Below are 20,322 nucleotides of genomic sequence, written 5' to 3'. Positions count from 1 at the left end.
CGGGGTACATAGTCCCAGTGGTCCTCAGCCCGGAGCCTGGGGGAAGTCCGCTTCGACGATCTCTTCGGCTCGCGCCACGGCTCGCTCCCACTGCGCCGTCATGCCGCGCCCTCCCCGGCTGCCTTGGAGTTGAGAATGAGCCACTGCATCAGCGTGAAGCCATGGCGGCCCACGCCGGCCTCCTCTTCCTACTCGTGCCCTGCCGGACACGTAGAGCGCGCCTAGTCGGTCCAGCGGCCGGTCGCGGCCAGAGCACGGGTCGCGCCGCATTGCGGGCACGAGGTGGAGTCTGGCATGGCTGGGGGAACGCCCGAGCGATCCGCGACCGGCTGATCTGTGCTGCTGTCACCGATGACGACATCGTGGGCGTTTTTGCGGAGCAGGCCCAGTTGTTGGTGTCCTCATCGGGGCCGAACAGTGCTACGTGAGGCGGACGAGGCCGTCGGTGGTGATGGTGGGGCGGCCGCTGGTGCCGACCACGACGATCTTGATGGTGTGCTTGGCGCTGGTGGCCCAGGTCTTGGTCCAGATGGCGTCGCGATACTTGGTGTGGACGACTTCAGGTCGACGGTGGCGGTTTTGAGACCGTCGACGTAGATGTGTGGCTGGCCGGAGGTGGCGGCTCGGGAGACCACCCCAGGCGGCGGGCCTCCCCGTGCGGCTTCTCCCATTCCACCGTCGGCCTGCTCACCGACGCGGAGGAGCGCCCGCAGCGCGTCGACGCCGAAGGCAACCTCCTGGTCGGCGAAGCGGTCACGGGCGCTGAGCGAGAGGCGCAGTACGCCGATCTCGACCGGCGTGCACGGGGAGTTCGTGGAAAACCTCGTCGCCGAGGAGCTTGTGGCGGCCTGACCGCCAGGGAGCCAGCGGCCCGTACGCACCTCCGGTCCCCCGGGGCTGTATCCGTCCGTCGGTTGTCCCTGGCTTTGGGAGGCGTGCGTCAGGGGCGCAGGCCAGTGTGTGCGAGGGCGACCTCGCTGAGGGTGGCGATGACCTGCTGGTCGCCCCGGCGCCAGGCATCGGCGAATCCGCCGGGCGGGGTGGGCAGCTTGACGAGGGCGGCCGGCGGGCCGGTGAGGGCGCGCAGGGCGAGCAGGTCGGCGCCGCCCGGCGCGTCGGCGAGACGGCGGACAATCATGCTGTGGCGAATCCAGAGCAGGCGCGGGGGGAGCCACAGAACCAGGATGAGGAGCACGAGGATGACAATGAGAGCCGTGGCCGCCACGTCGGCGACCTGGGTGACGGTCTCCTGGAGCGATGCGCCGGCGTCCGCGAAGCCGGTACTGGCGTCGGCTGCGGACTGGAGCGGCTTCTTCAGGACGTCGCCGATGAGCGGTACGTCCGACGCCGCGTCCCCGGCGTTGCCGAGTTCCTCGGCGAGGCCGTCTCCGGAGCTCTCGACCTTCCGCCCCGGCTCGGCCAGCAGCAGGATCGTGTCGCGGACGAAGAATGCCGCCCACACCGTGAGGGCGATCAGGGCCACGGCGATCAGGTCCACGAGCACCTGGCGGTTTCGGCGTGCGGGAGTCTGGGCGTAGAGGCGCAACGGCGGGCTCCTGTTCTGTTCAGGGCGTCGAGGAGAATCGGCCGTCCCGTCAGCGACTCGGCCGGCCGGTCGTCGGGGTCAACCCTTCCACCGCGGTCCCCGGGCAAACGTGCAAGACGCGGACGATGGCCGACCCGGCGCCGCGGTAGCCGCGACGCACCGCGTTCCGGGGCCGGTAGCGGCCCGGGGGCGGGACTTCCCGGTTCACTCGGAATGGAGGTCCTTCAGCGCCTCTTGGACCAGTTGCTGCCCCTCTCCGACACCGACCAGCGCCCTGCCCAACAGGTCTGGGACCGCTCCGTACGCGCCGCCCCCAAGGACCGCCCGCCCCTCACCTACGAGCAGAGGGTCGAGACCGCCCGCCGCGAGGGCGTACCGGGCCGGCAGCGCGGCGACCCATCCACCGCCACGACCCTCGCCAGTGACCTGTCGCGGTAAGGACCCGCTTCAGGTTGTTCATGCCCCCAACGAACGTTATCGATCATGGTCACGGGACGTGAGGGCGGGTCCCTGGCCGGCACTGCGGCAGCACCGGCTGCGGGTGCAGGAACGGGGGCGGTCGCCGGAGCGGACGTCGGGACGGTGGGCGGACGCGGGGGTCGCGGCTACCCCCTTCCTGCCGATCGTCTTCGACTAGTACTGCAACGGTCTTTGCCGTCGCGTCAATGGCGTCCCTGGAGCGGGGCTGGGCGGAGTGCATGCGGAGTGCATATGGTCGGCTCCGGCCGGGAGGAGGTGGCGGCGTTCCTTCACCCGCGGCCGGTTGGTGAGCTTCACGGCATCGGGCGCGCCCACGAGCGGACGCTGACGACGTACGGGGTGTACACGATCGTGCTGCGGGCGAATCTGCCGGAGGCCGGACGGTGCAGCGGGTGCTGGGCGGAAAGGCCGACAGGCTGCTGCGGGAGCGGCCCGCGGAGTTGACCGCCGCCGGGTGGTGTCGGCCGGGCTGCCGCACAGCGCGGCGGGCAGCGCTGCTTCCCGACCGATACTCTGGCCCGGAACTGGTGCACTCTGCGCTGCTGTCGCTGGCGGTCGAGCTCGGCGAGCGGCTGCGAACGCGCCAACAGGCGGCGAAAGGTGTGACACTGACGGTAACCTTCGCCGACCGCACCCAGATCCACCGCAGCCGCCCGCTGCCCGGTGGGCCGTCCGCGCACACCGATGATCTGAGCGATGCGGGGTATGAGACACCTCGGGGTCCTAACTCGCCGAGTCAGGCTCTTGAGGCGTCGGGTCAGGTGCTCTCGTCGTCGAACAGGGTCTCTCCGATCTTGATGAGTTCAGCAGTGGTCAGAGGGGGTGCAGCCCAGTTCTGGTCTTGTGCATGCTGAACGAACCGCTCGTCCAAGGCGACGTGGTACTGCTCGACGTAGTGGGCGAGGTCGGAGTACCAGAACCATCGCCCGTCGGTCAGTAGATGCAGCCCGTCGATCAGCTCTCGGCCGGGACTCAGAACGTCGTGAACGCGAGACCCAGTGACGGCAAGGATCGAACCCGAGCGCAGATACTCCACGAGGCGGGGCTCGTCCGGGCCTGCGTGACCGCGCATGGCAGCACGGAGCGAAGGGCCGTCGGGCCGGCCGTGCTTGAGCTCCTGGAACTCGCCGAGGAACCGGTCGGCGTGAGGGTTCTCGCTGTTCATGCGCGGGAGCCTAACCCGGGGAAATGCCCGGGTGTCGCCCTCGGGCACGTCCTATGCGGCGTGAGCCCTCCTGCGCCTGGCGGTTCAGTTACTGCGGAATGCCTGGGCGGGCGGGCTGACGGTTCGGCGCTGGTCTATCGGCGTTCCGAGGAAGGTGTGCGGGGCGGGCTTTTCTGGGCAGTGACGATGACTGCGGGGAGGAGAGCAAGTGCGAAAGCGGCGCCGGTGAGGGCGAGGAGGGGGTAGCTGGCTGCAGCGACGACGATCCCGGAGGTCATGCCGCCGGTGGCCCCGGCAATGGCGATGGCGACGTCGACCATGCCTTGGGTTTTGGCTCGCGTGGCCAGGGGAACGGCGTCGGTGATGAGGGTGGTGCCGCTGACGAGGCCGAAGTTCCAGCCGATGCCGAGCAGGATGAGAGCGAGGGTGAGCAGGAGGACGGACTCGGCGGGCGCGGCGGCGGCGAGGATGCCGGCAGCCAGCAGGGTCAGGCCGGAGGCGGCGGCCATCACGGTGGGGCCGTAGCGGTCGGTGAGTGCTCCGGTCAGGGGTGAGGGCAAGTACATCGCGCCGACGTGCAGGGCTATGACGAGGCCGGAGGCGGCGGTGCTGTGGCCGTGGTCGTGCATGTGCACGGGGGTCATCGTCATGATCGCGACCATGACGAGCTGGCTGAGGATCATCACCAGTACGCCCAGCGGCAGGCTGGGGCGGCGGTGTGTGACGGGCTGCGGGACGTCGGGTGCCGGTCCGGTGCCGGTGCGCTCTGGCCCCTCCGGCTCGGGAAGGAGGGTACGGGCGAGCAGGAGGGGGTCGGGGCGCAGCCAGATCAGCAGGGTCAGTGCGGCCAGGGCGAAGGCCGCGCTGGAGATGAGGAACAGGCCGCTCAGCGGGGGTAGTGCGAGGGCGGTGGCGAGGTGTCCGGCGGGGGCGGTGAGGTTGGGGCCGACGACGCCGCCCAGGGTGGTGGCGACCAGGACGGTGGACAGGGCGCGGGCGCGGTGACGCGGGGCGGCGAGGTCGGCTCCGGCGTAGCGGGCCTGGAGATTGGCGGCGGTGCCGGCGCCGTAGAGGAAGAGGGAGATGAACAGCAGGGCGGAGTTGTCCAGGGCGGCTGCGGCGACGACTCCGGCACCGCCGAGGGCGCCTGCGAGGTAGCCGGCGGCCAGGCCGGGGCGGCGCCCGCGGGTCTGCGAGATGCGGCCGATGGTGACGGCGGCGAGGGCGGAGCCCGCGGTGAGCAGGGCGCTGGGCAGCCCGGCCAGGGTGGTGGAGTGGAGCATGTCCTGAGCCAGCAGGGCGGCCACGGTGACGCCGGCCGCGAGCCCCACGCCGCTGAGGACTTGGGAGGCCAGCAGGATGACCAGGATGCTTTTTTGCGTCTCAGGTATAGGAGGCGCAGGAGTGGCCGATGGGGCGTCTGTCGGCCCGCTGGGTGGTGTGGTCGCGGTGTGGTGCATGGTTTCTCCGTTACGAGCCCCGCGGTGGTGGGCGAGGTGTTGCGGCGCCTGATGTGGTTGCCTGTCCGACTGCTCGACGCGGTCTGGTGCCAACTGCCGGGTGCGGGGCCGGTTTAGCGAACGGACACGGGGGCCGGTGTGGTCGGCAGGTTGTAGGCATCGGTGATGAGTTGAGTGGAGTGCAGGAGCGCCTGAGGGCTGTGGCCCACGCTGGCGAGCATGATCTCGTCGGGGAGAGCTGTCTCGTGCAGGCGGTTGAGGTGCGCGGTGACCTGGTCGGGTGTGCCGTGCAGGACGCTGTTGGTCCAGCGGTCGAGGACATGCTGCTCGGAGGCGGTGTAGCGGTGGGAGGCGGCCTCGTCGGGCGTGCGCACGACGTAGGACTTGCCATGGAGCATGCGCATCATGCTGTGGGCGTAGCTGCGTGTCTGGCGCAGGGCCTCGTGCTCGTCGTCGGCGGCCATGACGGCGAAGCTGGCCAGTGCGTACGGCTCGGCCAGGGCGGCTGAGGGGGTGAACCGGTCGCGGTAGAGCTGGAGCGCAGCGGCGACGTGCTCGGGAGAGAAGTGCGCGGCGAAGGCGAAGGGCAGGCCGAGGTGGGCGGCGAGCTGGGCGGAGTACCCGGAGGATCCCAGCAGCCAGACCGAGGGCCGGCCGGCCGTCTGTGAAAGTCCGTTCTCCTTGTCCTGTCCGGGTCCGGGCACGGCGTAGACGCGCTCGTGGTAGGGGTGTTCTTCGGGGAAGTCGTCGTTGAGGAAGTGCAGCAGCTCGTTGACCTGCTGGGGGAAGTCGTCGTTGTCCGAGCGGCCGCGGCGCAGGGCGGCTGCGGTGGCCTGGTTGGTGCCCGGGGCGCGACCCAGACCGAGGTCGATCCGGTTCGGCGCGAGGGCTTGGAGAAGGCCGTACTGCTCGGCGACGATCAGCGGGGGGTGGTTGGGCAGCATTACTCCGCCCGCCCCAAGCCGCAGGCGCGTGGTGTGGGCGGTCAGCCGAGCCAGCAGGACGGCGGGGCTGGAGGAGGAGACGCCTGGCATGGAGTGGTGTTCGGTCACCCAGTAGCGGGTGAAGCCGCGCCTCTCGGCGAGTTCAGCCAGGGCGATGCTGCCGGACAGGGCGTCGGTGGCGCTGATGCCGCGGCCGGCCAGGGCGGTGTCGAGGACGGACAGCGGCGCGGGAGCAGATCCGCGGGCTATGCCCTTGATCGGGTCGTTCACGGGAATCCTTCTGCGGTGCGCCGGCCCGGCGCGAGTGGCCGGGCCGGGGAATGGGCCGCTGCGGTGCGCTCGTGACACACCGCAGCGGCCAGGGCGTTCGAGGTCAGGCCAGTTCCACCCGGTCGATCAATCCGGCGGTGGTGAAGGCGTCCACGAGCTGCTCGCGGCCCTCGGTGAAGTGGGCCCAGCTGTCGAAGTGAACGGGCACGATGCGGCGGGCGCCCAGGATGCGGGCGGCCTCGGCGGCCTGAGCGCTGTCGAGGGTGAGCAGTTGGCGGTCCAGGACATCGGTGCGGACGGCGCCGGCGAACAGCACAGCGGTGTCCACCGGGCCGAAACGGTCGGCGATCTCACGGACCACGGAGAGCTGGGCGTTGTCGCCGCTGACGTAGACGGTGGGCAGGCCATCACCGCTCAGGACGAAGCCGACGACCTCGCCGACGACCGGTTCGAGGTCCTCGCGTGCCCCCGGTCCGTGCAGGGCCGGAACGCCGGTGACGGTGATCGTGCCGCCGCCGGGGCGGTCCAGCTCGATGGACTCCCAGTCCTTCAGGGGGCGTGCGGTGCCGCCCAGTCGGCCCGCGCCGCTGGGCGTGGTCAGGGTCAGGGGTACGTCGGCGAGCAGGGCGCGGCCCGAGGCATCGAGGTTGTCGTCGTGCTCGTCATGCGACAGCAGCACCACATCGATACGGCCCAGATCGGCGGGCGCGGCGGAGGCAGGCGCGGTCTTGGCCAGCCCCGACGGGTAGGTGCCGGGGGCGTCGAAGGTCGGGTCGGTCAGGAACCTCAGCCCGCCGTACGCGATGAGCGCGGTCGGGCCGCCGAAGACACGGACGGGGACCTGCTCGCTGGACGCGCCGGTTACTGTCATGACGAAATCACCTCACGGATAGATAGGCTTACATCCGTGACCATAGGGGTTTGTCACGGATGAAAGCAAGCTGTAACGTGAGATGCGTGAGTGAGACCGATACCGCCGAAACTGTCGACCCGGGCCTGCCGCCGGCGCCGGGCGCTGAGCACTACCCCGCGCTCGACCTCGCCAACAGCGCCATCGCCCTGCCGGGCGGCCAGTTCCTCGACGTGCTGGGCACCCCGTCCGGCGCCAACCAGTGGCTGGTCGACCACAACCTGGCCCCCGCGGACGCCGGTATGCAGGAGATCTGCGCGGCACGCCTGCGCTCCCTGCGCGAACAGGTACGCGCCCTGCTCGCCGCCCAAGTCGGCGGCCACCCCGCCCCCGCCACCGCACTGGCCGCCGTCAACGACGCCCTCACCCGGGTCCCCACCGCCTCCCCGCTCGGCTGGGACTCCGTCCGCGGCATGCACCGCACCGCCCCTCACCCCATCGACCAGATCGTCGACCAAGCCCTGGGCATCCTCGCCGCCGACGCCGCCGACCTGCTCACCGGGCCCGACGCCGAACGGCTGACGGCCTGCCCCTCGGCCCCCTGCAACCGCTACCTGCTGCGCGCCGGGCGCCGCCAGTGGTGCTCGGTCCGCTGCGGCGACCGAGCCCGCGCCGCTCGCGCCTACGCCCGCCGCACCCAGACCACCACCGACTGAGTTCGGCCACCCCCGCCCCGCCGACGGTTCACGAGACCCGCGCCGGGGCGCGGCTTCGCACACCCTCAAGCCCCCGGCATGGATGGCACACCGCGCTCTCCATCCGGCCATCCCCCACGATCAACGAAGGACCATCACCTCTCATGACGGCCACATTCACCCTGCTGACCACCGGCTACGACAGCCTTGACGCACGCAATGCGGATCGCGACGGTCGCGAGAAGCCCTGGCACGTCGCCTCGACCGTTTGCCTCCTGCGCGACGGCGACACAATCGTCGTCGTCGACCCCGGCATGGTCGAGGACCGCAAACTCATCCTCGACCCGCTCGCCGCCGCCGGAATCAGCCCCGAGCAGGTGACCGACGTGGTCTTCAGCCACCACCACCCCGACCACACCCTCAACGCAGCCCTCTTCCCCAACGCGCGCGCCCACGACGTCTGGGCCGTCTACCACAACAACCTCTGGTACGACCGGCCCGCCGACGGGCACCGGCTTTCCCCTTCGATCCGCCTGATCGAAACGCCCGGCCACACCCCCCAGGACATCTCCACCGTCGCGGACACCGCCGAAGGGACCGTCGTCCTCACCCACGCCTGGTGGAGCGTCCACGGCCCCGCCGAAGATCCCACCTCCGACGACCATGAGGGTCTGCGCGCCTCCCGCCGCAAAATTCTCGCCCTCAAGCCCGCCCTGGTCGTCCCCGGCCACGGAGACCCCTTCGTCCCCGACGAGAACACCCCCGTCTGACCCGCAGAGGTAACCCCACCCCGAGACCGGCTTCGGTACGCCGTCGTCGTCCGGTGCTCGCTCACGGTACGCCTGCTGAATCTGGCCCCGGCACCGGACGATCACCCCAGGCCCGGCGGCCCCGGATGTGCGCTGTCGCCGCTCCTCGGCTGCCTCGGCAGTACCCGGACGACACCGGCACGGTCGGCCAGCTGCTGGCGCAGCAGACCGTTGCGGCTGGCTGCTGCTGCACGCGAGCCAGCAGATCGACCGGCCAGCCCTTCGCATGCCGCTGATCACCCGCACGATCCGCAGCCGCGAGCTGACGACCGGCGCAGTGATCGGCGTCGACCGGCTGACCAGCTGCCACCCGAACCCCGGCGGCTCCCCGCTCTGCACGCCGGGGGCACAGCCCGACGCGTGGCATCTGGAAGCCAGCGACGTCCAAGCCCTCGCCCTGCCGATCCCCGCGCGCGGACAGTTCGGACCCTGGCGGCCACCGGGAACCTGATCGCTCAGGTCCTCCAGCAACTGCCGCACCTGCGGCCGTGACCACTCGGCGCCGCCACGTGCGCGCGGTGCCCACACCGCCGGAACAGCCCGTGGCGCCGGTCCGGCTCCTGAACTGGCGCCACTACAAGCACTCCGCCCTGCCCGCGTCGGGCGTGCTGTGTGGCACCACCACCCCGCTGAGGTCCCACGCCGACGAGCCCGTGCACAACGTGTGCGGAGCTCTGGAACGCGGAGCACCCCGTCCAGACCCGTTCGGCTCCGACCCGCCCAAGGGCGGGACCACCGACCACGCCTGCCCCCTCACCTCCAGGTGGAGGGCTCAATGAGCAGCACCAACCGCGACGTCGACCACACGCTCGCCTACCCCGAGCCGCCGGCCTCGCCGCTCTGGCACCGCCACAGCCCGCACGTCCGGCCGCTCACCGATGCCCAGAAGCGGCGCAATCGCGAGCTGCTGGACCTCGCTCAGTACACTCCCGACCTCACTCGCCTCGCCCCACAGAGACCCTGGCGGAGGCCAGCTGATGAACCCCCAGACGCACCTCGCCGCAGACGGCTACGTCGACGCCGCCCCCACCCCCGGCCCGACGTACCGTCGCCGACTGCACTCGCCCGTTCGTCGCCGCGACCGGACTCTGTCGTGGCTCGTGCACCACGCCACACCGCCCGGTGGTGTCTGGCCGGCCGACCGGCAAGGTGGCGGTTTCTGCCGCTCGTGTCGGCTGCCATGGAAGGCCGATCTGTCGAACCGCGGGTCGCCCGGCGTCGAATCCCGGCTCCGCGCCGGCGCTCGGGCGCGGCGGATGCGCGCCCGGCGCGGGTGGGACGCTTCTTCGACGACGTACTCGACCAGACCTGCTACGGCTTCATTACCTGTGAGGACCTGCAGGCCATGGTGCTCTCCGTGTGCTGGCCGCTCGATCTCACCGATAGGGCTGAACAGCGGGTCTACGACGCCTTCGACGGGTGGTGGGCCCAACTGCCCGCGCTGGACACGGACGACGACGGCTGCGTCTCCAAGGACGAGTTCGTGGTGGGCACGCTGTCGGACCCGGCCGCGGGCCGACCGTACCTGCGATCCGGGCTGCTCCAGGTCATGGCGGCGGTCTTCGACGCGGCCGACTGCGATCAGAGCGGACATCTGGAGCTGGCGGAGTACCGCCGGGTCTTCGGTCCCCAACTGCAACCGGCCGACCTCGCCCGAGGGTTTCAGGAGATCGACCGTGACGGTGATGGGATTCTGGGCAGCCAACGACTGCGATCTGCATGCCGGGCCGCTTCGACTTCATCGGGGCGAGCCGGCCGAGGTTGCCGTACAGCTTGTTGTCGGCGTTCTCCCGTACCGCGCACGTGTTGAAGACGACGACGTCCGCGTCACCATCGGCTCCCTCGGGGGCGCGGACGTAGCCGGCCTCCTCCAGAAGGCCGGAGAGACGCTCGGAGTCATGGACGTTCATCCGGCACCCGTAGGTGCGGATCTCGTACGTCTTCACACCGTCCGCATCTCCGCCAGCCGCGTCGTTACCGCTCACCCCTCCAGGGCAAGGGGTGTGCCTCCCTGGTCAGGGGTGACGACGGCGGCCAGGCCGTCGAGGAGGAGGGCGAGGCCCGCCTCGAAGCCGCGGTCGTCCAGGCCGGCCAGGCCCGAGGGGTCGGCGTCGGCGTCTTCGAGGGCGGCGGCGAGGGAGGGGTAGGCCGGGCGGTAGCGGTCCGGGGGGCGGGTGAAGCCGGCGGTGAAGGTCTCCAGGGCCGAGCCGAGGACCAGGTAGTCGAGCGCGGCGGCGACCTCGGCCGCCTTGGCGGGAGTGCAGCCGATACGGACCAGGGCGGCGATCAGGGTGTCGTAGCCGCGCAGGGCCTTGTCCGCCTCCACGCGGCGGCGGGCCACCAGAGCGATCATGTGCGGGTAGCGGAGGTAGACGCGCCGGTAGCCACGGGCGTACGCGGCGATGCCCTCGCGCCAGCGCGGGTCGTCGAGCGGGGCGAGGTCGATCTCCTCGTTGATCCGCTCCAGGGCGGCGTCCAGCAGGTCGTCCTTGGACGCCACGTGGTGGTAGAGCGACGCCCCGCGCACTCCCAGGCGCTGGGCGAGGGCCCGCATCGTCAGGGCCTGGGGGCCCCTCTCCTCGAGCAGTTCGAGCGCGGTGCGCGCGATGCTCTCGCGGCTGAGCAGTGGCTGGCTCGGTCGGCCCATCGCGGTGCTCCCCCTCTTTCCGCCGCCAGGTTACCGGGCGGAAGGGGTTCACATTCGGCCAGTGGCGCGTTAAGTTCCCCGCACCCCGATACCTAACAATGTTAGATATAGCTGCGACGCCGAGGTGACCCATGACGCCCGCTCCACCCGAACCCATAGCCCCGGACAGTGACGCCGATGCCGCCCGCCTCGGCGACCTGGGCTACCGCCAGGAGTTGCGCCGCAGCCTCGGCATCCTCGGCAACATCTCCATGGGCTTCGCCGTGGTCTCACCCGTGGTGGCCCTCTACGCGGTGGCCATGGTCGGCACGACCGTCGCGGGTCCCGCCTGGATCTGGGCGCTGCCGGTGGTACTCGTCGGCCAGTGCCTGGTCGTGAACGTCTACTCCGAGCTCGCATCCCAGTGGCCGCTCGCGGGCGGCCCGTACCAGTGGAGCCGCCGCCTGCTGGGGCCGGCGTTCGGCTGGATGGGCGGCTGGGTGTGGCAGTTCGCCGTGATGTTCGGCAACACCACCGTGGCGTACCTCGCCTCCCCCTGGGTCTTCGCCCTCTTCGGGATCACGCCGTCGCCCGGGGCGATGGTGGCGGTGGCCGTCTCCATCCTCCTCGGCTGCATGCTGATCAACGCCTACGGGATCCGGGTCCTGAGCTTCATCGTGTCCCTGGGCATCGCGGCGGAAGCGGTCGCGTCCGTCCTGGTCGGCTTCTCCCTGCTGCTGTTCTTCCGGGAGCACGACTTCGTGCTGTTCACGGACACCATGGGCGCCGAGGCGCTGTCCGGCGGTTCCACCGTCCTGGCCTTCCTGGCCGCCGTCGCCGTGGCGGGCTGGGCGTTCATCGGCTTCGACGCCTGCGTCTCGACCTCCGAGGAGACCAAGGACGCGGGGCGGCAGGTGCCGCGCGCCATGTGGTGGGCGCTGCTCAGCGTCGGCGCGGTCGTGATCCTCAACGCGATGGCGGTCGCCCTGTCCCACCCCGCCCCCGAGAAGGTCGTCCTGGGCGAGGACATCGACCCGGTGACCACGGCGGTCGTGCACTCCTTCGGCTCCTGGTCGGACAAGCCCTTCGTGGCCGTCGTCCTGGTCGGCTTCCTCGCGTGTGCCATGGCGTCCCAGGGCGGGGCGGCGCGCGGGCTGTACTCGCTGGCCCGGGACGGGGTGTTCCCCTTCTCCCGGCAGGTACGGAAGGTCAACCGGCGCCGGGCACCCATCGGCGGCCTGGTCGCCTCCACCCTGGTCAGCGGTACGGCACTGCTGCTGGGCCTCGACGCCACCGCCATCGGCAGCCTGATCGCCTTCGGTACGGCGGCGACCTTCCTGCCGTTCTTCCTGACCTCCCTGGCCGCGCTGGTCGCCCGCCTCCGCTCCACGTGGGTGCCCTCGGGGCACATCCGGCAGGGCAGGAAGGGCACGGTCCTCAACGCGCTGGCCGTCCTGTGGACCGGCTTCGAGGTCGTCAACGTCTGCTGGCCGCGCGCCATCCTCGCCCCTCCGGGCGCCCCCTGGTACCAGGTCTGGGCCGGGCTCATCGGCACCACCGTGATCATCCTCGCCGGGCTGGTCTACCTGATCGCGAAGCGCCCGCAGGACAAGATCCGCGACGAGCGGGGCGAGCGGGGCGACCAGCCGTCGGCCGGCGATGTCCGTGCGCCGGACGCGGGCGAGTCCGCCGCGCTCGCAGCCGACGCCTCCTGACGGCTCGGCCGCCCCACCCGGCCGCGCCGACAACCCCTCGGGCGCCACCCCGGCTGGGCACGACGCCGGTCTCGGCCCCCACTGCCGAGGCCGGCGACGTCCTCGCGCTCCAGCCCGGCTCGCGCACCGCAGGCCGGGTGGGAGGGAGCCGACCGGCGCGCCCACGACCATGCCGGGTCACCAGCCGCTCGACCCGTCCCATCCAGCCGGGTCACCCCGGCCCGCTCCGACCCGATGGCGCACCCGGCCCGGAGCGCCCGGCCCGCTCCGACCCGATGGCGCACCCGGCCCGGAGCCCCCGGCCCGGGGCACCCGGCCCGGCGCACCCGGGCACAGAGGCCCCGCCCGGAGGCCCGGACCGTTCCGGGCTCCGGGCGGCCGGGGCCGTCCCGATTCCCCGATTCCCGGGGCGGCGACGCCCCCAGCACCCCCTGTCCGACCGCATCAGCCCCGTACTGCAGAGGAGATACGACATGAGCCTGCCCCGCACGCCCCGCATGCCGCACCTGAGCAGAAGAGCACTCGGCGGCGCCGCCCTCTCCGCCGCCGCGGCCGCCCTGCTCGGCTCCGGCCGTGCCGTCGCCGCGACGAGCACCGAGGAGACCACCGCCAAGGAGAACACGACCGTGTTTCGCGCCCCCGCGGAGTGGGAGGCGCACTCCGGCTGTGTCATGGCCTGGCCCTGGGACCCGGCCGTCGGCTGGGGCGGGCTGCTGCGCGACGTCCAGGCGGAGATAGCCGGCATCGCCCGGGAGATCGCCCGCTTCGAGTCCGTCCTCATGGTCGCCGAGCCGGGCCACGGCGATGCGGCCCGGACCCGGTGCGGCAGCACGGTCACCGTCATCGAGTACCCGATCAACGACTGCTGGACGCGCGACACCGGCCCGGTCTTCGCCGTCGACGCGGGCAAGACGCAGAAGATCGGGCTCGACTTCAGGTTCAACGGCTGGGGCGAGAAATACCCCTACGACAAGGACGACTTGCTCCCGGTCGGCGTCTGCGACCACCTGGGCGTGCAGCGCAAGGCGATCGACATGGTGCTGGAGGGCGGGGCGGTCATCACGGACGGGCAGGGCACGCTCATCACCACCGAGGAGTGCCTGCTGCACCCCAGCCGCAACCCGTCCATGACACGCGCCGAGATCGAGGCCGCGCTGCTGGCCGCGTACGGGGCGAGCAAGGTCGTCTGGCTGCCGTACGGGCTGCACAACGACGACATCACCAACGGGCACGTCGACCTCGTCGCCGCCTACCTCGGCCCGGCGAAAATCCTCCTGCACACCCAGCCCGACGCCACCAGCCCCAACCACGCCCGGATGGCGGCCAACAAGGCGGTGCTGGACAACGCCACGGACGCGCGCGGGCGCCGGTTCGAGATCGTGGAGCTGCACCACCAGCCGCACTACCGGCACAACGGGCTGCTGGTGGAGACGTTCAGCTACACCAACTACTACGAGACGAGCGGCAGCGTCGTCGTCCCCCTGTCCGGCGAGCCGGTGGACACCCTGGCCCTCGCCCAGTTCCGCACCCTCTTCCCCACCCGCGAGGTCATCGGCGCCCCGGCCCGCACCCTCGGCTGGGGAGGCGGTGGAGTGCACTGCGTCACCCAGCACATCCCGAAGACGCTGTAACCACCGGTTATGGGCGGGCGCGGAGGGTGGCGAACGGGGGGCCGACGGCTGGAGCAGCAGGCCCACCCGGGGCTCCACCTCCGCGATCGTCAGGTCGAGGCGGAAGCGCTGCGCGAGCGTGGCCAGCAGCATGACGGCACGCCGGTCGGCCGACCGCACCAATGACGACGCCCGCAGCCACTCTCAACGGCTGCGGGCGTCACCCCCCCCCGGCCGGTCCCGTGGCGGACTCGGGCATCCCGCACACGATTCCCGAACGCGTCGACCAGGTCTGCCAGGGAGCCATAGCGTTGCGGTTGCCGCCTGTCGGCGTGACGGCGAGCGGGATGCCGGAGGCATCGGTAATCACGTGATGCTTGCTGGCTGTCCTGCCCCGGTCAACAGGGCTTCGTCCCGTCCTGGGCCCCCTTGAACGCCCGGATGTGGGAGCTGTCGACCGCCGCCCGGGAAGAGTCCAGCACGTTCACGCCGCGGAGTTTGGCCAGGAGGACTCCGTGGAGCCGGGACCGGACGTCGGCCTTGGTCCACTGGCCAGACGGCGCCAACACGTCATGCCCGAGCCGAAACCAAGCTGCTGCGGCAGGTGTTCCCAGGCAATCCCGGTATGCAGCACGAACATGATGCCCTGGAACACCCATCGGTCCGGGTGACGCTTGCGCCCGGGATGGTGCGTCCGGCGCTCCACCTTCGGCAGAAGCGGCTCGATCGCCGCCCACAGCTCGTCATCAACATGCCATGGCTTCGGCCGAGCCACCCACCCCCGGATCGTCCCTTCCGGAGTGATCCAACCACCCCAAAGATCATTCCGTTAGGAGTTCTACGACGGCCAGTTCCGCATCCGTCTCACGGTCCGCCCAGTGATCGGTCCCGAGGTCCTCGATCATCCGACTGCCCCTCCCCGTTGGTTCGGCGCCGTTCGGAACCGTAGGGGGCCGGGTGGCGGCAGCACATCATGCGCTGTGCGTAGTCCGTCGAGTCACTTCAGCCTCGAGTCACTTCAGCGCCGAGTCACTTCACACCGCCGTGTCCGCGAGCAGGCGTGCCAGTGGCCGGGGGATGCCGGCCGGGTCCAGTCGCTGGACGAGAAGGCGTGCGTACTGCGCCTTGCGGCCGCTGTGGGTGCCCATGAACCGGTGCAGTTGCTGCTCGACGGTCCGCTCACGCTGCGCCGGCTGCCTCTGGAAGGTGTGGAACGCGCGCCATTCGCCCTCGGCGGCGATGACGTGCCGGACCGTGTCGGTGCCCACCGCCCGTATCAACTCGTCCTCCAGATCGGCCATGCACACATGGAAACCGCGGCGCTCCATGTCGGCGCGGCCGAGGGTGGCCCCCAGCCCCGCCCGCTCCAAACCGCGCTGGAACCAGCGCTCTTCCGGGGCGTCGCACAGGCCCGCCACGTCGAGGGCGAGCCCTTGGGGCCCGAGCACCTCCAGGAACCGTCCGATGCTGGTCACGCCGCCGAGCGGAACGACCGGGAAGCCCTCGGCGTCGAGGTCCCGGCCCAGCCGCGCGGCCAGGGCCTCGACCGCGACCCGGTCGCTGTGGCCCTCGACGAGGACGACCTTCTTCGGCCGGGTACGAGCGGCCAGTTCACGCGCGTCCGCGGCGGCCGCCCGGGCTGCGCCACCGGCTGCCGCCCAGGCGACCACCGCCGACCGGAAACGCCTCGCATCGTTCATCCGCGTCAGTTTCGCAAACCCGCGCGGGCGCCGTCGCCGGACTTTCCGTGCGGCGGATTTCCGTCCGGCCGCTCCGGACGCTCCTGCCCGCTCCGGACGCTCCTGCCCGCTCCGGCCCGCTCCGAGACCGGTGATTACGCCGATGCCGTACCGACCCGGGCGCCCCGACAGTGACACCGCCATCCACGACGGCGATGTCGACCGGCCCCCACCGGGACGCACCCGCCACGACAGAGAGGACGACTCCGTCGTGAAGTACAGCAACAGCAACGGAACCCGAACCCACAGCACCGCCGCCACCCCCGCCCCCGCCCCCGCAGCGCGGAAGCGCCACCGGCCGTTCACCGCGGCCCTGGTGGCGTTCCTGGCCGTGGCCGGCCTCGGCACCGCCCTGACCTCGGGCGCCCAGGCGGCGGACAACCCCTACGAGCGGGGCCCCGCCCCCACCACGGCGAGCATCGAGGCCGCGCGCGGCCCCTACGCCGTGTCGCAGACCACCGTCTCGTCGCTGAGCGCCAGCGGCTTCGGCGGCGGCACGATCTACTACCCGACCACCACCAGCGACGGTACGTTCGGGGCGGTGGCCATCTCGCCCGGCTTCACCGGAACCCAGTCGTCCATCGCCTGGCTGGGGCCGCGGCTCGCCTCGCAGGGGTTCGTCGTCATCACCATCGACACGCTCAGCACCCTCGACCAGCCCGAGAGCCGGGGCCGCCAGCTCCTCGCCGCGCTCGACCACCTGACCCAGCGCAGCACGGTCAGGAGCCGGATCGACAGCACCAGACTCGGCGTCATGGGGCACTCGATGGGCGGCGGCGGTTCGCTGGAGGCGGCCAAGAGCCGGCCGTCCCTCCAGGCCGCGATCCCCCTCACCGGATGGAACACCGACAAGACATGGCCCGAGCTGAGGACCCCCACCCTGATCGTCGGGGCGGACGGCGACACGGTCGCACCGGTCTCCTCGCACTCCGAGCCGTTCTACGAGTCGCTGCCGGGCACGCTCGACAAGGCGTACCTCGAACTGAACAACGCGTCCCACCTCACGCCGAACACCTCGAACACCACCATCGCGAAGTACAGCATCTCGTGGCTCAAGCGGTTCATCGACAATGACACCCGCTACGAGCAGTTCCTGTGCCCCCTTCCGCGCCCGAGCCTGACCATCGAGGAGTACCGCGGCAACTGTCCGCACGCCTGACGGCCGACCCGCCCCGGTGACGGCCGCCGCCACGGGCGCGGCCACCACCGGGGCGTTGTGCATGCGCACAGAGTGGCCGTCCCGTCCTTGGGGCCAGGCCCATCGACGAGCCTGTTCCGGCCGGTCACTTACGAACCTCAAGGCCCTCGCTCCGGACGGACGCAAGGCTTCCGACGCTCGTTACGCGCAAGTAACGTAACGGGCGTGCCCACGAAGACGACCGCCCGGAGCCCGCTGCGACTGTTCGGCCGCGACGCGGAACTTGACGCCGTCGCCGCCCTGTTCGGACGCCTGCTGTCCGGCCGGTCAGGAGTGCTGCTGCTCGCCGGGGAGCCGGGCCTCGGACGTACCGCCCTCCTGGACCGGGCGGCACGGGACTTCGACGCCGGACCCGTCCTGCACACCCGTGCCGCCCCCGCCGAGCGCCACCTCGCCCACAGCGGCGTGCACGCGCTGCTGAGCACCGCCCCCGGCCCGACCGGCACCCTATGTGCCACCCTCCTGCGCACCGGCCTGCCACCCACCGGACTCCTGGACCTGCTGCGGCGCACGAGTACGCACCGCCCGCTCCTCGTCTGCGTCGACGACGCGCACCTGTGGGACCCGCCCTCGCGGGCCGCTCTGGGGTTCGCCGCGCGGCGCGTCGACTCCGTGCCGGCCATCGGCCTGCTGCTGTCGGTGGCCGGCCACCGGGCCGACGCCCCCGACTTCGCCGGGCTGCCCCTGGTACGCCTTGGCCCGCTCACCGAACAGGCCGCGGGCGCGCTGCTGGACGAACTGACCGGCGCCGCCGCCGACCCCCTCGTACGCGAGGAGCTGCTGTACGAGGCCGAGGGCAACCCCGCCCTCCTCACCGCCCTCGTCGACCGGTTGTCCGGGCCCCAGCTGTCCGGGCACGCCCCGCTGCCCAGGCCGCTCGCCGACGGGCCCGCCCTCATGCGTGTCGTGGGCGGCCGACTGGCCGAACTGCCTCCCGCCACCCGGGAGCTGCTGTTACTGGTGGCCGCGGCCCACGAGCAGCACGGGGACGGTTCGGGCGCCGACGCGGCCCTCGTCCTGCGGGCCGCCCGCGCCGCCGGCCTCGACCCGGCCGCGCTGGACGCGGCGGAGGCGGCGGGCGTGGTGCGCGATGCCGGGAACCGTATCCGGTTCGACGACCCGCTGATGCGCCGTGCCGTCCATCGCGGCGCCCCGCTCTCCCGCCGGCGCGCGGCGCACACGCTGCTCGCGGCCGCCCTCGACGGTGAACGCCACCGGCTGGCCCACCTGTCACACCGGGCCCTGGCCTGCGACGGCCCCGATACGCGGCTCGCCGCCGAGCTCGCGGCCGCCGCGGCAGCCCCGGACGTACGGGCGGAGCCTCTCCAGCGGTCCCTGGCGTTCGCCCGGGCAGCCGACCTCACCGCCACGGACGGCGCCCGCGCGGCCCGGCTGACGGCCGCCGCCGAGTACGCCCGGCTGGGCGGCCGTCCCCGCCGCGCGAGGGAGCTGCTGGCGGCGGCTCGCGAGGGGGCGGCGGCGCACGACGCGGTGCGGGGCAGCACCGAACTCGTGCGCGGCACCCTCGCGTTGCGGGACGGCCCCGTGGGCGACGCGCACGAGGCACTGCTGCTGGCGGCCGCCCTGCTCGATCCGTACGACCCGGGGGGCGCCTGGACGGCCCGGTTCGGCGCCCTGGAGGCGGCGTGGGCCGCGGGCGACGTGCCTGCCTGCCTGGCCGCTCTCGGCCAGGGCGTGTCCCCCGCAGCCCCCGCCCCGGGCCACGACGACTTCCGGGCCGGGATGCTGGCCGCGCTGGGCGGCCGGTTCGGCGAGGCAAGCGGGCCGCTGCGGCGGGTGCTGGCGCGGGCCGGACACGACGACGACCCGGCGGGGCTGCTGCGCGCCGGAGTGGCGGCGCTCGTGCTCGGCGACATCGCCGCCGCGTGCCACGTCAACGCCCGGGCGCTGGCAGCCGCCCGGGCCCGCGACATCGCCACCCTCGTCCCGCAGGCCCTCGAACACCTCGCCTACGCCGAGCTGCGCGCCGGGCGGCACGCGCGCGCACGCGCCCACGCCGAGGAGGGACTGCGCGCCGCGCACCACGCGGGCCAGCGCAACGTCGTGGCCCACCACCATGCAGCCCTCGCCCTGGTGGCCTCCATCGAGGGCGACGGCGCCGCGCTCACCGCGCACACCGACGCGGCCCTGGCGGTCGCCGGTCCCCACGGGCTCGCCCAGGCCGCCGGCCTCGCCGAATGGGCCCGCGCCCGCGCCGACCTGAGCCGCGGCCTGGCCCTGGACGCCGCCGCCCGGCTGGGCCCCCTGGTACGGCCGGGTCACCGGCGCGGTCACTTCGCCGTACGGATGCTCATGGCGCCCTGCTTCGTCGAGGCCACCGTGCTCGCGGGCGAACCGGGCGACGACACCCGAACCGCCGTCGAGGAGTTCGCCCTCTGGGCGGCCCTGGGCGCCGACCCGCAGGCCCCCGCCCAGCTCGCCCGCTGCCGCGCCCTGCTGGCCCCGCCGGGCGAGGCCGAAGCGCTGTACGCGTACGCGCTCACCCGGCACGAGCACGCGGGTGGCGACTTCGAGCGTGCCCGCACCCTGCTGCTGTACGGCAAGTGGCTGCGCCGCCGCAGGAGGCCCCGGGAGGCGCGGGGCCGGCTCACGGACGCGCTCTACGCCTTCGAGCGCTCCGGCGCCCGGGTCTGGGCCGACCAGACCGGGGCCGAACTGCGGGCCACCGGCGGGACTGCCACGCGGGAGGCGGCCGGCCCGCTGGCGTGCCTCACCCCGCAGCAGCTGCGGATCGCCCGGTGTGTCGCCGAAGGGGCGACCAACCGTGAGGTGGCACTGCGGCTCTCCATCAGCCCCCGTACCGTCGACCACCATCTGCGCAATGTCTTCGCGCTCCTCGGGGTGCGCTCCCGCGTCGAGCTGTCCCGACTGGTGGCCCGCGAGGAGCGGAACATCGCAGCCGGGTGAGGGCCAGTCCGGCGCTGAAGCCGCCGGCCATGCCGATGAGGGCCACCTGGTCCCCGGGCAACTGCGCACCAGCCCCCCTGGTCCTGCATCCCCGCGGCATGCCACCGACGGTTCGTCGGGCAGTGTTCGCACGGTGCCCGGTGGACTGCCCGGGCTCCCTCTGGCCCGGCCGCCTGGTCGGCAAAGAGATGCGCAACGCGGTCATCTGCCGCACCCGCTCCTGGCTGGCCAATGACGCGACGGCGAAGCTTATCTGCCGCGCGTCCAGGACACCGGCGACAGCCGGT

Annotated in this window: 17 protein-coding genes and 3 pseudogenes; 10 read left to right on the top strand and 10 right to left on the bottom strand. The window is 72.2% G+C overall.

Annotated elements, in window-relative coordinates:
- Positions 1-420: 420 nt before the first annotated feature.
- Positions 421-657, bottom strand: a pseudogene (locus tag QWM81_RS04795) (N-acetylmuramoyl-L-alanine amidase); the annotation flags it as partial.
- A gap of 283 nt (positions 658-940) precedes the next feature.
- Positions 941-1,546: a hypothetical protein gene (locus tag QWM81_RS04790; RefSeq protein WP_290110228.1), complete on the bottom strand. Its 606-nt coding sequence runs from the start codon at positions 1,544-1,546 to the stop codon at positions 941-943.
- Between the two features lie 213 nt (positions 1,547-1,759).
- Between QWM81_RS04790 and QWM81_RS04785 the strand changes: the two genes are divergently transcribed.
- Genes QWM81_RS04785 through QWM81_RS29070 form a run of 3 tightly spaced genes read left to right on the top strand, consistent with a single transcriptional unit; the run spans position 1,760 to position 2,880 of the window.
- Positions 1,760-1,984 carry a hypothetical protein gene (locus QWM81_RS04785; RefSeq protein WP_290110227.1) on the top strand — a complete coding sequence of 75 codons (225 nt, stop codon included), beginning with the start codon at positions 1,760-1,762 and terminating at the stop codon, positions 1,982-1,984.
- Positions 1,985-2,029: 45 nt separating this feature from the next.
- Positions 2,030-2,470 carry a hypothetical protein gene (locus QWM81_RS29075; protein ID WP_353938278.1) on the top strand — a complete coding sequence of 147 codons (441 nt, stop codon included), beginning with the start codon at positions 2,030-2,032 and terminating at the stop codon, positions 2,468-2,470.
- Positions 2,410-2,880: a DinB/UmuC family translesion DNA polymerase gene (locus tag QWM81_RS29070; RefSeq protein ID WP_353938277.1), complete on the top strand. Its 471-nt coding sequence runs from the start codon at positions 2,410-2,412 to the stop codon at positions 2,878-2,880. The genes QWM81_RS29075 and QWM81_RS29070 overlap by 61 nt, the downstream gene beginning before the upstream one ends.
- Here QWM81_RS29070 and QWM81_RS04780 read toward each other — a convergent pair.
- The 4 genes from QWM81_RS04780 to QWM81_RS04765 form a co-directional block, all read right to left on the bottom strand.
- Positions 2,784-3,191, bottom strand: coding sequence for a hypothetical protein (locus QWM81_RS04780; protein WP_290110226.1), 408 nt, complete (start codon positions 3,189-3,191; stop codon positions 2,784-2,786). The genes QWM81_RS29070 and QWM81_RS04780 overlap by 97 nt on opposite strands.
- A 134-nt stretch (positions 3,192-3,325) precedes the next feature.
- A complete protein-coding gene (locus QWM81_RS04775; RefSeq protein WP_290110225.1) occupies positions 3,326-4,651 on the bottom strand; it encodes an MFS transporter in 1,326 nt (441 codons plus the stop codon).
- Positions 4,652-4,764: 113 nt separating this feature from the next.
- Complete coding sequence (locus QWM81_RS04770) at positions 4,765-5,865, bottom strand: LLM class flavin-dependent oxidoreductase (RefSeq protein ID WP_290110224.1); 1,101 nt, start codon at positions 5,863-5,865, stop codon at positions 4,765-4,767.
- Between the two features lie 103 nt (positions 5,866-5,968).
- On the bottom strand, positions 5,969-6,736 hold the full coding sequence (locus tag QWM81_RS04765; RefSeq protein ID WP_290110223.1) for an MBL fold metallo-hydrolase: 768 nt from the start codon (positions 6,734-6,736) through the stop codon (positions 5,969-5,971).
- A 59-nt stretch (positions 6,737-6,795) separates the two neighbouring features.
- Here QWM81_RS04765 and QWM81_RS04760 point away from each other — a divergent pair, with 59 nt between their 5' ends.
- The 3 genes from QWM81_RS04760 to QWM81_RS04750 all read left to right on the top strand — a co-directional run bounded on the left by QWM81_RS04760 (position 6,796) and on the right by QWM81_RS04750 (position 8,670).
- A complete protein-coding gene (locus QWM81_RS04760) occupies positions 6,796-7,431 on the top strand; it encodes a CGNR zinc finger domain-containing protein (protein WP_435372325.1) in 636 nt (211 codons plus the stop codon).
- Positions 7,432-7,574: 143 nt separating this feature from the next.
- On the top strand, positions 7,575-8,180 hold the full coding sequence (locus QWM81_RS04755) for an MBL fold metallo-hydrolase (protein WP_290110221.1): 606 nt from the start codon (positions 7,575-7,577) through the stop codon (positions 8,178-8,180).
- Between the two features lie 265 nt (positions 8,181-8,445).
- On the top strand, positions 8,446-8,670 hold the full coding sequence (locus tag QWM81_RS04750) for a hypothetical protein (protein WP_290110220.1): 225 nt from the start codon (positions 8,446-8,448) through the stop codon (positions 8,668-8,670).
- Positions 8,671-9,916: 1,246 nt separating this feature from the next.
- Here the strand turns inward: QWM81_RS04750 and QWM81_RS04745 are convergent.
- Positions 9,917-10,129 (bottom strand): annotated as a pseudogene (locus QWM81_RS04745) (tRNA (N6-isopentenyl adenosine(37)-C2)-methylthiotransferase MiaB); the annotation flags it as partial.
- Between the two features lie 71 nt (positions 10,130-10,200).
- Positions 10,201-10,866, bottom strand: coding sequence for a TetR/AcrR family transcriptional regulator (locus tag QWM81_RS04740; RefSeq protein WP_290110218.1), 666 nt, complete (start codon positions 10,864-10,866; stop codon positions 10,201-10,203).
- Positions 10,867-10,997: 131 nt separating this feature from the next.
- Between QWM81_RS04740 and QWM81_RS04735 the strand changes: the two genes are divergently transcribed.
- A complete protein-coding gene (locus QWM81_RS04735) occupies positions 10,998-12,560 on the top strand; it encodes an APC family permease (RefSeq protein WP_290110217.1) in 1,563 nt (520 codons plus the stop codon).
- Positions 12,561-13,033: 473 nt separating this feature from the next.
- Positions 13,034-14,191, top strand: a complete 1,158-nt coding sequence (locus tag QWM81_RS04730) for an agmatine deiminase family protein (protein WP_290110216.1) — start codon at positions 13,034-13,036, stop codon at positions 14,189-14,191.
- A 289-nt stretch (positions 14,192-14,480) separates the two neighbouring features.
- Here QWM81_RS04730 and QWM81_RS04725 read toward each other — a convergent pair.
- Both QWM81_RS04725 and QWM81_RS04720 read right to left on the bottom strand, forming a co-directional pair.
- Positions 14,481-14,945 (bottom strand): annotated as a pseudogene (locus QWM81_RS04725) (IS5 family transposase); the annotation flags it as partial.
- Between the two features lie 259 nt (positions 14,946-15,204).
- A complete protein-coding gene (locus tag QWM81_RS04720; RefSeq protein ID WP_290110215.1) occupies positions 15,205-15,870 on the bottom strand; it encodes an ATP-dependent endonuclease in 666 nt (221 codons plus the stop codon).
- Positions 15,871-16,012: 142 nt separating this feature from the next.
- Between QWM81_RS04720 and bdeA the strand changes: the two genes are divergently transcribed.
- Positions 16,013-17,068 (top strand): bis(hydroxyethyl) terephthalate hydrolase, encoded by a 1,056-nt coding sequence (gene bdeA, locus QWM81_RS04715; protein ID WP_290110214.1) that lies wholly within the window; start codon positions 16,013-16,015, stop codon positions 17,066-17,068.
- A gap of 204 nt (positions 17,069-17,272) precedes the next feature.
- Positions 17,273-20,035, top strand: a complete 2,763-nt coding sequence (locus QWM81_RS04710) for a helix-turn-helix transcriptional regulator (RefSeq protein ID WP_290110213.1) — start codon at positions 17,273-17,275, stop codon at positions 20,033-20,035.
- Positions 20,036-20,322: the final 287 nt, after the last annotated feature.

Origin of the sequence: Streptomyces ficellus (assembly GCF_030406405.1) — a bacterium.
In the GTDB taxonomy this organism is placed as follows: Bacteria; Actinomycetota; Actinomycetes; order Streptomycetales; family Streptomycetaceae; genus Streptomyces; species Streptomyces ficellus_B.
The sequence above is the reverse complement of the archived record's forward strand: the minus strand, read 5'-3'. Positions and strand labels throughout refer to the sequence as shown.